The organism is Rhodoferax sp. U2-2l (genome assembly GCF_020594515.1).
In the GTDB taxonomy this organism is placed as follows: domain Bacteria; phylum Pseudomonadota; class Gammaproteobacteria; order Burkholderiales; family Burkholderiaceae_C; genus Rhodoferax.
Genome location: NZ_JAJCTH010000001.1, coordinates 244,691 through 257,050 on the forward strand (window position 1 = coordinate 244,691; position 12,360 = coordinate 257,050).

The 12,360-nt window shown below is 62.4% G+C and carries 11 protein-coding genes; 7 read left to right on the top strand and 4 right to left on the bottom strand.

Features of this window, described 5'->3' with window-relative positions:
* Nucleotides 1-45 precede the first annotated feature (45 nt).
* From LHU53_RS01085 to LHU53_RS01100, 4 genes are all read right to left on the bottom strand, one after another.
* Nucleotides 46-225, bottom strand: coding sequence for a hypothetical protein (locus LHU53_RS01085; RefSeq protein ID WP_227330218.1), 180 nt, complete (start codon nucleotides 223-225; stop codon nucleotides 46-48).
* Nucleotides 226-258: 33 nt separating this feature from the next.
* Entirely contained in the window at nucleotides 259-636 is a 378-nt protein-coding gene (locus tag LHU53_RS01090) for a hypothetical protein (protein WP_227330219.1), read from the bottom strand.
* A gap of 120 nt (nucleotides 637-756) precedes the next feature.
* A complete protein-coding gene (locus LHU53_RS01095; protein WP_227330220.1) occupies nucleotides 757-1,686 on the bottom strand; it encodes a toll/interleukin-1 receptor domain-containing protein in 930 nt (309 codons plus the stop codon).
* Nucleotides 1,683-2,018 carry a c-type cytochrome gene (locus tag LHU53_RS01100; protein WP_227330221.1) on the bottom strand — a complete coding sequence of 112 codons (336 nt, stop codon included), beginning with the start codon at nucleotides 2,016-2,018 and terminating at the stop codon, nucleotides 1,683-1,685. Before LHU53_RS01100 ends, LHU53_RS01095 begins: the two co-directional genes overlap by 4 nt.
* Nucleotides 2,019-2,149: 131 nt before the next feature.
* Here LHU53_RS01100 and LHU53_RS01105 point away from each other — a divergent pair, with 131 nt between their 5' ends.
* The 7 genes from LHU53_RS01105 (at nucleotide 2,150) to LHU53_RS01135 (ending at nucleotide 12,327) form a co-directional block, all read left to right on the top strand.
* Nucleotides 2,150-2,395, top strand: coding sequence for a TIGR04438 family Trp-rich protein (locus LHU53_RS01105; protein ID WP_227330222.1), 246 nt, complete (start codon nucleotides 2,150-2,152; stop codon nucleotides 2,393-2,395).
* Nucleotides 2,396-2,545: 150 nt separating this feature from the next.
* Nucleotides 2,546-4,405, top strand: a complete 1,860-nt coding sequence (ilvD, locus tag LHU53_RS01110) for a dihydroxy-acid dehydratase (RefSeq protein ID WP_227330223.1) — start codon at nucleotides 2,546-2,548, stop codon at nucleotides 4,403-4,405.
* Between the two features lie 300 nt (nucleotides 4,406-4,705).
* Nucleotides 4,706-5,518: a prolipoprotein diacylglyceryl transferase gene (lgt, locus tag LHU53_RS01115; protein WP_227330224.1), complete on the top strand. Its 813-nt coding sequence runs from the start codon at nucleotides 4,706-4,708 to the stop codon at nucleotides 5,516-5,518.
* Between the two features lie 87 nt (nucleotides 5,519-5,605).
* Nucleotides 5,606-6,424: an enoyl-CoA hydratase/isomerase family protein gene (locus LHU53_RS01120; RefSeq protein ID WP_227330225.1), complete on the top strand. Its 819-nt coding sequence runs from the start codon at nucleotides 5,606-5,608 to the stop codon at nucleotides 6,422-6,424.
* 35 nt (nucleotides 6,425-6,459) lie between these two features.
* Nucleotides 6,460-7,989, top strand: a complete 1,530-nt coding sequence (locus LHU53_RS01125; protein WP_227330226.1) for a malonyl-CoA synthase — start codon at nucleotides 6,460-6,462, stop codon at nucleotides 7,987-7,989.
* Between the two features lie 15 nt (nucleotides 7,990-8,004).
* On the top strand, nucleotides 8,005-11,199 hold the full coding sequence (locus LHU53_RS01130) for a PAS domain-containing protein (protein ID WP_227330227.1): 3,195 nt from the start codon (nucleotides 8,005-8,007) through the stop codon (nucleotides 11,197-11,199).
* A gap of 69 nt (nucleotides 11,200-11,268) precedes the next feature.
* On the top strand, nucleotides 11,269-12,327 hold the full coding sequence (locus LHU53_RS01135; RefSeq protein ID WP_227330228.1) for an HD domain-containing phosphohydrolase: 1,059 nt from the start codon (nucleotides 11,269-11,271) through the stop codon (nucleotides 12,325-12,327).
* Nucleotides 12,328-12,360 lie beyond the last annotated feature (33 nt).

A 12,360-nucleotide genomic window follows, 5' to 3' on the forward strand; every position in this document is an offset into this window, starting at 1 on the left:
ACCCATCGGGACGTGTGACGCATCGGGTCGCCCTTGACCGGCAGGTCAGCGCTTGCGAGTGGGTTTGGCCTTGGGCGCAGGCGGTGATGTGGCCTCGGTGATGGCCGCCTTCACTTGCCGCTTGGCCTGCGCCGTGGCTTGACCGCGCAAGGTGCCTGCGGCGCGGTTCGCCGCGCTCAGCCACAGGCTCATGAACGGGTTCTTCTTCAACCAGGGATTAGCCATGGCGCGCTTTCGGTGCCGGGTGTTGCACGGACATCAACGGGTGATGCGGGCGATCAACAAACCCAGCGTCGCCGCGGCTGTGACCGCCGCCAGCGGGTGGTTGCGTACCGTGGTGCGCGCGCTGTCGACCCAGTCGTCGCGCAGCTCGCGCAACTGGTCGGTCTTCACATGCAGCGTGTCTTTGGCTGCAGAAATGCTCTCGTCGAGTTGCGCCATCGCGGGTGTGGCGCGGTCTGCCAGGCGGTCGAGGGTGTTGTGGGCACCTTGTACCGCGTTGATCATCACATCAACCGCTGCCGGTGTGGCGGGTTCGCTGTGCGCAAACATCGACGTGTCGGGATCGCGCATCGGGTCATCCGGGGTGGGCCAGGTGACATTGGGCGCGCTGTTGGGTAAGTTGGTTTCGTTCATGGGGGTCTCCGGTTGGGTTCAGGCGGCAAGGGCCTGCAGCTCATCCTTGCGAGCGAGCAGGCAGGCACCGGGGTCCATCATGGCCAGGGAAGTACCCGGGGTCAGTACGCTTGCGCACGCTCATGGGCGCACGGGGCGCGCCACAAACTCAATCGGCGGATGAACGGAATAACCCCCGGTGGTCTCCAGCGTGAATTCAATCTGATCGGGGCTGACTTTGCCGATGTAGCGGTGCAGGGTTTCCTTCCAGGGGCTGTCGCCGATCATTTCCTGGCTGCGGGTGGAGAAGCGCAGCCAGTCCCCCTCCAGACTGACGTGCTCAATCGTCAAGCGGCCAGTCAGGTAGCTGGCGGTGCCGTGCAGGGTGTTGCCGAGTTGTTTGAATTCGAACACTTCGTCATGCTGGTCACCCCAGTCGTATCTGACCCGCGCTGTCCAGCGGCCGGTGATGTCCGCGGGCGGGCTCACCACCACGGGCAACGGCGGCTGAGGTGCATTCAGCGTGACGTGCCATGCGGCGTAGCCACCGAGCAAGACCGCGGCGGCAGCCCCCGCCAGCATCCAGCGGTTCACACGCGGTTTGGCAGGTGCCAAGGTCAAGCTGGGTTGCAGGCTGTCCACCAGCCGATGGACATCGCCGCGCCAGTTGCTGTCGGACAACACCACCGCTTGGCGCCGCGCCAGCGCCGCCAGCGCAGGCGGCAGCTCGGCCTCCAGGGGCATGGCGGCACCACCCACCAGCAACGGAATCAGCGGTTTGCCTGAGGCCAGCGCCGCCTGGATTTCGAGTCGCACAAAGTCGTCTTCTGCGTCCAGCCGCCGCCGTTGGTCTGGTCCGGCTGCCAGCCAGGTGGGGCCGATCATCACCAGCACAGCGTCCACGCTGCGCAAGTGCGATTCGATGGCATGGACAAAATCTTCACCGGGGCGGATGTCGTCCACATCGCGAAACACACTGCCGCTGCCAAACGTCGCCTCCAGGGTGTCGGCCAACCGGCCGGCAAAGCCCGCGCTGTCGTCGCGGCGGTAAGACAGGAAGATGGCGCTCATGGCTGGCGCGGGTGAGGGCTGTGCCCTGGGGTGTTGAGCGACAAGATCCAGCGCGCCAGGGTGTCGGCCTCGGTGCGGCTGATCTTGGGGTTGGCGGGCATGGTGATCACGCCCCAAACGCCACTGCTGCCGTGGATGATTTTGCCGGCCAGCTTGCTATTGGCGTTCTGCCCGGCATACCGGGCGGCCACATCCTGGTACGACGGGCCGATGAATTTTTTGGCGACGGTGTGGCAGGCGGTGCACTTTTTCTTTTCTGCCAGCGCCTGATCTGCCAGCACGGGTGCGGCCAGCAGGGCGGCAGTGACCAGAGCGATCAGAGGGCGTTTCATCGGGTCATTCTGGCGCCAAAGCGGTGTCGGTGTGCAAAACCCGGATTCTAGGAGCGGTGTTTGGCGCGACAACGCAGCCAATTGCGGGTACGCTCGTAATCTTCATCTGGCACACACAAGGATGCGGCGTTATGTACCTGCTTGGTTTGGGATTGATCTTGATGGTGTTGAAATACATCGAATGGGGCCCGGTGGCGCAGTGGTCCTGGTGGCTGGTACTGGCGCCCTTTGCGCTGGCGGTTGTCTGGTGGACCTGGGCCGACGCCACCGGCTACACCAAGCGCAAAGCCATGGAGCAAGACGACAAGCGCCGTGACGAGCGCCGCGCCCGCACCAAAGAGGCGCTGGACGCCAATTTCCAGAAGCGTCGCCGCTGATCGCACCCCTCCAGCGATCGAATTTTGGCGTCGCCAGACACCGCGACGGCCCATGGGGATAGGCCACACCAGGGCGTCGCGCTCGGCCTGTGGGCCATAATCCGCCACTCGTTTGACCCCCCTGACACCCATTTTTGGCCGAGATCCACCATGCCCGCATACCGTTCCAAAACTTCCACCGCTGGTCGCAACATGGCCGGTGCCCGCTCCCTCTGGCGCGCCACCGGCATGAAGGATGGCGATTTCAGCAAACCGATCATCGCCGTGGTCAACTCCTTCACGCAGTTTGTGCCCGGTCACGTGCACCTCAAAGACCTGGGCCAACTGGTGGCGCGCGAGATCGAAGCCGCCGGTGGCGTGGCCAAAGAGTTCAACACCATTGCGGTGGATGACGGCATTGCCATGGGCCATGACGGCATGTTGTATTCGCTGCCGAGCCGCGACATCATTGCCGACTCGGTCGAGTACATGGTCAACGCGCACTGCGCCGATGCCATGGTGTGTATCTCCAACTGCGACAAGATCACCCCCGGCATGCTGATGGCGGCGATGCGGCTCAACATCCCGGTGGTGTTTGTCTCGGGCGGCCCGATGGAGGCCGGCAAGGTCCAGAAAACCGACCCAACCACCCACGCCGTGACCTTCAAAAAGCTCGACCTGATCGACGCCATGGTGATGGCGGCTGATGACAAGGTGTCGGACGCCGATGTGGCGGAGATCGAGCGTTCTGCCTGCCCCACCTGCGGCTCCTGTTCGGGCATGTTCACCGCCAACTCGATGAACTGCCTGACCGAAGCGCTGGGCCTCTCGTTGCCTGGCAATGGCACGGTGGTGGCGACCCATGCCGACCGTGAACAGCTGTTCAAGCGCGCCGGTCACTTGGTGGTTGAACTGTGCCAGCGTTATTACGAGCAGGACGACAGCACCGTGCTGCCGCGCTCCATGGGTTTCAAAGCGTTTGAGAACGCCATGACGCTGGACATTGCCATGGGCGGCTCCACCAACACCATCCTGCACATCCTGGCGATTGCCCAGGAAGCCGGCATCGACTTCACCATGGCCGACATCGACCGGCTGTCGCGTGTGGTGCCGCAGCTGTGCAAGGTGGCACCCAACACCGACAAATACCACATCGAAGACGTGCACCGTGCCGGTGGCATCATGGCCATCTTGGGCGAACTTGACCGTGCGGGCAAATTGCACACCGACACCCCCACGGTGCACGCCAAAACCATGAAGGACGCGCTGGACCAGTGGGACATTGCCCGCAACCCGTCAGAGGCGGTCAAAACCTTTTACATGGCCGCCCCTGGGGGTGTGCCTACACAGGTGGCCTTCAGCCAGAACGCACGCTGGTCCAGCCTGGACCTGGACCGCGCCCAAGGTTGCATCCGTGCCGGTGAACATGCTTACTCGCAAGAAGGTGGCCTGGCGGTGTTGGTGGGCAACATCGCGCTCAAGGGATGTGTGGTCAAAACCGCGGGTGTGGATGACGCACTGCTGGTGTTTGAAGGCCCGGCCCATGTGGTCGAGTCCCAAGACGAGGCGGTGGAGCACATCCTGGCCGATCAGGTGAAGGCCGGTGATGTGGTGATCGTGCGTTACGAAGGTCCCAAGGGTGGGCCTGGCATGCAGGAAATGCTTTATCCCACCAGCTACATCAAGTCCAAAGGCCTGGGCAAGGCCTGTGCCTTGTTGACGGATGGGCGTTTTTCGGGCGGCACCTCGGGCTTGTCGATTGGCCACGCCTCGCCAGAAGCGGCTGCCGGTGGAGCGATTGGGCTGGTGAAGAACGGTGACCGTATCCGTATCGACATCCCGAATCGCAGCATCAACGTGCTGGTGTCAGACGACGAACTGGCCAAACGCCGCGCCGAGCAGGACGCCATCGGCTGGAAGCCCGCCAAGCCGCGCCCGCGCAAGGTGTCCTCTGCGCTCAAGGCGTATGCCAAGCTGGTGATGTCGGCGGACAAAGGCGCGGTGCGGGACGTGTCGTTGCTGGATGATTGATGTGTATGAACGGTTTGTGGCGACTTTGTCCTCCGTTGCGTCTTCAGTTTTAACCCGCGACGCGTATTGGGTGTCCGACTCCGCGACTGTCCTCCGGTTTGGGGCCAGCCCCAAACCTCCTCCTTTATGTGGCAAAACCCCAGGTCCACGCTGCGTCAGACACCCAACGCACGCCGCTAGTCGCTGTTGGGTGCATGGCATCGGATCGGGCGTTGCTTGAAACTCATGCCAATTAGTGTGTAAGTGCGTGGCTGTCATCCCGGGCTACGACCCGGGATCCATGTTCCCAATGAGTACCTTATGTTGATTCACCCCCAAATTGATCCTGTCGCCCTGCAACTCGGGCCGGTGGCGGTGCATTGGTATGGCCTCACGTATCTGGCCGCCTTTGGGCTGTTCATGTGGCTGGGTAACTTACGCTTGCGCCACGAGCCGTATGCCTCGCTCAAAGGCAGCTCTGCCTGGAGCAAACGGGATGTGGAAGACATTCTGTTTCTGGGCGTGATGGGCGTGGTGCTGGGCGGTCGCATCGGCTACTGCCTGTTTTACAAACCCGGCTATTACGCGGCGCACCCGCTGGAGGTGTTTGCGGTGTGGCAGGGCGGGATGAGTTTTCATGGTGGCATGCTGGGCGTGATTGTGTCGATGCTCTGGTTTGCCCGCAGCCGTCAGCGCCATTGGCTGCAAGTCGCAGACTTTGTGGCACCGTGTGTGCCCACCGGGCTGGCCGCGGGGCGCATTGGCAACTTCATCAACGGCGAGTTGTGGGGCCGTGTGGCCAGCCCGGATTTGCCGTGGGGCATGATCTTTCGCGGCGGTGGCGATTTGCCGCGGCATCCGTCGCAGATCTACCAGTTTTTGCTGGAGGGGCTGTTGCTGTTTGTGCTGCTGTGGCTGTATGCGCGCAAGCCGCGCCAACGTGGGCAGGTGTCGGCGATGTTCTTGCTGGGCTACGGCGTGTTTCGATTTATCGCTGAATTTTTCCGCGAGCCGGATGCGCACCTGGGTGTGTTGAGTCTGGGCATGAGCATGGGCCAGTGGCTGTGCCTGCCGATGATTTTTGGCGGGATGGGCTTGTGGCTGTGGGCGCGCGCCAATTCGCCAAAAGTTTGAGAAGGATCTTGCGCTGGCCTTGGCAGGAAAAAGGCTGGCAGCTGAAAGATTGAGAGCATTTCGCGTCGCTTTTTTTGGATGTTCACCATGCCCGCACGTATTGAATTCCACCAGGCGCACGCTGTGGCGCACGTCACACTCACCTACCCCAAGCGGTTCAACGCCATGTCGCGCGGCATGTGGCGCGAGTTGCGCCGCATTTTCGAGCGCATCCAGGCCAACCCAGACCTGCGTTGTGTGCTGATCTCGGGCCACGGCGCGCACTTTTGCGCGGGTGGTGACATTTCTGAGTACACCAGCTTCCGGTTCGAGGAGGCCAGCCTGCGCGCCTTTCATGAGGAAGACGTTTGGGGCGGCTTGAGCGCGATGCTGGCCTGCGACGTGCCCATCGTGGCGCACATCTCGGGCAACTGCATGGGCGCGGGGGTGGAGATTGCCAGCTGTTGCGACATTCGCCTGGCGGGGGAGTCGGCCCAGTTTGGCGCGCCGATTGCCCGGCTGGGTTTTCCGATGGCCCCGCGCGAGGCGGCGCTGGTCGGGCGCGAGGTGGGCCTGGTCACGGCACGCCAGATGCTGCTGGAGGCCGCCGTGTTCAGCGCGCCCGAGATGCTGCAGCGCGGCTTTTTGAGCCGTGTCGTGGCGGATGTGGATTTGCCCACGCTGGCGCAGGCCACCGTGCAGCGCATCACCACGCTGGCACCGCAGGCGGCAAGGCTGAACAAACAGACACTTCGGGCACTGAACCAACCTTTGGCCATGACGGAAAGCGGGCTGCTACCGGCTGATCTTGAGATGGCGAACGATCCCTTGCAGCGGCTGATGGCAGACGCTTACGCCTACGCCAACAGTGCCGAGCAGCGCGAAGGCATCACCGCGTTTCTGGAAAAGCGGCCGCCAGTGTTTTAACCATGACCCAGACATAGCGCTTTCCCACGCCCACCATGCCGACCAACGCCAACCTCTACCAAGCCCTGCGCGACGCTTTCCCGGCTGACCAGGGCAGCACGGCGATTGAAACCGACACCGGCCTGTTCTACACCTGGCGCGACCTGGAGCGCGGCAGTGCCATGCTGGCCAACTTTTTGAAATCATTGGACTTGCCCGAAGGTTCCCGCATCGCCGTGCAGGTGGACAAATCGGTCGAAGCCCTCATGCTCTACCTGGCCACCTTGCGCGCAGGTCTGATCTATGTGCCGCTCAACACGGCCTACCAGAGCGCCGAGATGGCCTATTTCATCGCCGACGCCGAACCCGCCGTGGTGGTCTGCAGCGCGCATCACTTCGGCTGGGTCAGCCAACTGGCGTTCCAGGCGGGCACGCCGTGGGTGTTCACGCTCAACGATGACCGCACTGGCAGCCTGCTCAACCGCGCCGCGCATGCCTCAGACCAGCACACGCCTGTACCCAAGCAGGCGGCCGATTTGGCAGTGATCATCTACACCAGCGGCACCACCGGCCGCTCCAAGGGCGCCATGCTCAGCCACGGCAACATGCTCAGCAATGCGCAGGTGCTCAAAAGCTACTGGGGCTGGCGCAGCCCGGCGCAGGGCGGCGACGTGCTGATCCACGCGCTGCCGATTTTTCATTTGCACGGGTTGTTTGTGGCGATCCATGGTGCGCTGATCAATGGCAGCAAAATGATCTGGTGCGGCAAGTTTGACACCAAATTTGTCATCCAGGCCCTGCCCAGGGCCACGGTGTTCATGGGTGTGCCCACGCTGTATGTGCGCCTGCTGGCCGAGCCGGGCCTCACGCATGAAGCCACCAGCCACATGCGCCTGTTCATCTCCGGTTCGGCGCCACTGCTGCTGGACACCTTCCAAGCCTGGCAAAGCCGCACCGGCCACACCCTTCTGGAGCGCTACGGCATGAGCGAGACGGTCATGCTCACCTCCAATCCCTATTCGGGCGAGCGCCGCGGCGGCACGGTTGGCGCGCCGCTGCCGGGCGTGGATTTGCGCATCGTGGGCGAACAGGGCCAGCCGGTGCCGACTGGCGAGATTGGCGACATTGAGGTCCGAGGTCCGAATGTGTTTGCGGGCTACTGGCGTTTGCCCGAGAAAACCGCGCAGGAGTTCACCGCGGATGGTTATTTCAAGACCGGCGACGTGGGCCAGCAGGACGCTGACGGTTATGTGACCATCGTCGGTCGCAGCAAGGACCTGATCATCAGCGGTGGTTACAACGTCTACCCGGCCGAGCTGGAGCGCTTCATCAACGATCTGCCCGGTGTGCTGGAGAGCGCCGTGGTGGGTGTGCCACATGCCGATTTGGGTGAAGTGGGTCTGGCGGTGGTGGTGCCGCGTGCCGACGCGCAGCTGGAGGGCACGCACATTCTGGCCCGGCTCAAAGCCGCCGTGGCCAATTACAAAGTGCCCAGACACTGCGTGGTGGTGCCGGAATTGCCGCGCAACGCCATGGGCAAGGTGCAAAAAAATCTGCTGCGTGAGCAATTTGGCGCCCCACACTGACCGCCCAGTCACACCATGCACACATCGCTCAGTCGCCAAGCCCGCCGCTTGTTGGGTGTTGATGAAACGCAGATGCCTGCGGTGCTGGACGAGTTGGCGCAGTTGTCCGCGGCGGCGGGCCTGTCGGCGCCGACTGCCCGGTTTTTGCGGGGGCTGCCAGGTTTTTTGTCGGATGTTGAGGCGTCTTATGCGCAATACGAGCGCGATCTTGAGCTGAAAACGCGCCGTTTACAGCTCAGTTCGGTCGAGTTGTCGCACGTGAATGATCGCCTGAGCCACGAGCTTGACAGCCGCACGCGCGCCATGGCGTCGCTGCGCGACACCGCCGATGGCCTGATGCGCCAGATGGACCCGGACATGCCCGCGCTGCGCGACAACGATCTGGAGTCGCTGTCGCAACTGATGTCAGACCTGGTGACGCAGCGCGAAGCCAGCCAGCGTGACTTGCAGTCGGCACTGGGCGACCTGGCCAACCAGAAGTTTGCGCTGGACCAGCACGCCATCGTCAGCATCACCGATCTGGCCGGTGACATCACCTACGCCAACGACCAATTTTGCGAAATCAGTGGGTACGCGCGAGAGGAGTTGCTGGGGCAGAACCACCGGTTGATCCATTCCGGCGTGCAGCCGAAAGCCTATTTCCGCCATCTCTGGCAAACCATTCTGGCAGGCCAGGTCTGGCATGGCGAGTTATGTAACCGGGCCAAGGACGGCAGCACGCACTGGTTGCAGGCGACGATTGTCCCGATGCTGGACGACGATGGCGCGCCTCGGCAATTCATTGCCATTCGCACCGACATCACCGAGCGCAAGGCCATGCAGGCGGCGCTGGCGGCTGGTGAAGAGCGTTTGCGCCGCATCACCAACGCCGTGCCGGGTGTCGTGTTTCAGTGCCAGGTGAGGGCGGGCAACATTCGTTACACCTTCCTCAGTGATCGGCTACAGGACATTCGCGGGCTGGACCGTGAGGCGTTGATGGCCGATGGGCGTCTGGCGTTCGAGCAAATTCCACAGCCGGATCGCGAGCGCGTGTATGCGGAGGTGCTGGCGGCTGGTGAGCGCCGCGAGGGCTGGCGATCCGACTACCCGGTGTGTTTGCCGGACCGGGGCACGCGCTGGATCAGTTCCGAAATCCTGCCCGACCCCGTGCCCGATGGGTCAACCGTGTTCACCGGCATCTGGCAGGATGTGACGGCGATCCGGGAAGCCAGTGATCGCCTGCGCGAAGTCACCGAGGGCATTCCGGTGGTGGTCTTGCAATACCGGCTGTGGGCGGATGGCCGCCAGGGTTTTGTGTTTTGCAGCTCGGTGATGGAAGTGCTGTGCGGGTTGTCCTGCCAGGCCGCGCTGGACGATGCCCGATCGTTTCTGAAGTTGATTCATCCGGACGATCAGGCAAGTGTTGTCCGGTCATTGCATGATTCGGCGCGCAGCCGCGAACGCATCGCGCTTGATTTCAGAATGCGCCACCAGCACACCGGTGCGTTGATCTGGGTGCATGGTGAATCCATGCCCAGGACCGCGCCGGATGGCGGCGTGTTGTGGAATGGTTATCTGGCGGACATTTCCCAAGCCAAATGGGCCTCTGAGGAACTGCATCGCGCCAAAGAGGCCGCCGAAGTGGCCAGCCGCGCCAAGTCGGATTTTCTGGCCAACATGAGCCATGAAATCCGCACCCCCCTGAACGGGGTGATTGGCATGACCGAACTGGTGTTGGACTCCCATCTGACGACCGAGCAGCGCGAGCAACTGGACATCGTCAAACTGTCCTCTTACGCGCTGTTGCGGGTCATCAACGACATTCTGGACTTCTCAAAAATCGAGGCTGGCAAGCTGCAGATCGAACAGATTGATTTCGACCTCGGTCGCCTGATTGGCGAGACGCTCAAGGTGCTGGTGGTGCCCGCGCAGACCAAAGGCCTGCAGCTGTTGTGCGATCTGGACCCGGCCACGCCTGCCAGCGTGGTGGGCGACCCCGGGCGCTTGCAGCAGATCCTGATGAACCTGATCGGCAACGCGATCAAGTTCACGGATCGGGGCGAAGTGGCCTTGCAGGTGCGTGCCCGGCCAGAGTCACACCGCCAGGTCCGGTTATTGTTTTCGGTCCGGGACACCGGCGTGGGCATCGACGCGTCCAAATTACAGAGCATTTTTGAGGCTTTTGCGCAGGAAGACAGCAGCATCACCCGGCGTTTTGGTGGCACGGGTCTGGGTTTGTCGATCTCGTCACGGTTGGTGGTGGCCATGGGTGGGCACATGTCGGTCAACAGCCAGTTGGGCCGGGGCAGCCAGTTTGATTTTGATCTGCCGGTGGCGATCGGCCATCACCCGGTCGCCCACCGGGGCCTGCCAGACATGTCGGCCATGGCGGCCATGGCGCCGCCCCTCAGTTCGGCCCGGACACGGGACGCCGCTTTGGGCCTGGATATCCTGTTGGTGGAAGATAACGACATCAATCAGCGGCTGGCGGTGGCTTTGCTCCAACGCGAGGGGCACCGCATCACGCTCGCGGACAATGGCCAGATGGCCCTGGACACCCTGGCGCGGCAGCGCTTTGACCTGGTGCTGATGGACATGATGATGCCGGTGTTTGACGGGCTGCAGGCCACCCGGTGCTTCCGGGCCACAGAGCGGGGCAGCCGCACCCCGATTGTGGCCATGACCGCCAATGTGATGCCGGGTGACCGTGAACGCTGTTTGCATGCCGGTATGGACGATTACCTCGCCAAGCCGGTGTCGATGCCGGAGCTGCATCGGGTGCTGGCCCGCTTTGCATCGGGACAGGCGGTTGCTGATGCCGTTAACAAGTCAACTCAGGTGCCGCAGGCGGGAAAAACCGGCTTGCCGGAGACACTGTTTGACTACGCACTCGCCTTGAAGCGGGTGGACCAGGAGGTGGTTGCGATCATCACCGACACCTTTGTGCCGCAATGGCCGAACGATCTGACGCGGATGAACCGGGCGCTGGTGCAGGCCGACTGGGCCGCCCTGGCGCGTGTGACGCACGCGCTGCGCGGCATTTTTGGCATGTTTGGTGCGCAGCCCCTGATCGCTCTGGTGGGTGAGATTGAGCAACTGGCCATGACGATCGGCGTCCATGCCGAGGCAGCTGCCCGCGAGGCCGTGGCGTGCAAGCTGGCACAACTGCCAAGCGGGGTTGACCCGTTGCTGGCGGCGCTGCGTCACCATCAGGTGACGGTGTTAAAGTGAAGCGAGCCGCCGTTGGAGTGCTCTCGGCTTTTGGAACCGGACAGAGCCTGCTTAATAAGATGCATCACCATGACCTACAAGGTATTGATTGTTGACGACGCAGAAATCAACCTGATTCTGTTTGACGCGCTGCTCAAGCGCATGGGCAATTGTGAAACGGTCAAGTTTTCAAGCGCTGTTGACGGGTTGGCGTGTGCCAAGCGTGACAACTTTGACCTGATCATCGTCGACTACATGATGCCAGAGCTCAACGGCATGGAGTTCATCGCCGAGTTCCGCCAAACGCCGGGGCGAGAAGACATCCCGGTGCTGATGATCACCGCCAACGACCAGAAGCAGGTGCGTTACCGCGCACTCGATGCCGGGGCCACCGATTTCCTGACCAAGCCGGTCGACAAGATCGAGTTCATGGCGCGCGTCAACAACATGCTGCAGCTCGGGGCCAGCCGCAAGGTGCTGGCGGATCGGGCCACCTGGTTGGCCGAAGAGGTGCGCAAGGCTACCTTTCAGATCAAGGAGCGTGAGCGCGAGACGGTGATACGGCTGTCCAAGGCGGCCGAATACCGTGACCCGGAGACCGGATCGCACATTCTGCGCATGGCCCATTATTCGGAGCTGATCGCGCAAGGCATGGGCCTGCCCCGGGAAGATTGCGAGTTGTTGCTGGAAGCGGCCCCGATGCATGACATCGGCAAGGTCGGCATCGCCGACAACATCCTGCTCAAACCCGGGCGGCTGACGCCTGAAGAGTTCGAGGTCATGAAACACCATGCGAAGTTTGGTTATGACATTCTGAAAGGCAGTTCGTCCAGGGTGCTGCAATCCGGTGCGGCCATTGCGCTGGGGCACCATGAGAAATTTGACGGATCCGGCTATCCGGGCGGGCTGAAAGGGGAGGCGATCCCGATCTTCAGCCGCATCGTGGCGGTGGCCGACGTGTTTGACGCCCTGACCTCAGAGCGGCCCTACAAGAAAGCCTGGTCGATCGAGCGGGCCAGTGAACACATCCAAGCCAGCGCTGGCACCCACTTTGACCCGCATTGTGTGGCCACGTTTTTCTCGCGTTGGGACCAGGTGAGGACGATTCAGCAGCGTTTCAGAGATGACGATGTAACAACGGTTGTCTGAAAATGCATTGCCATTCGTCCTTGATTGACAAGG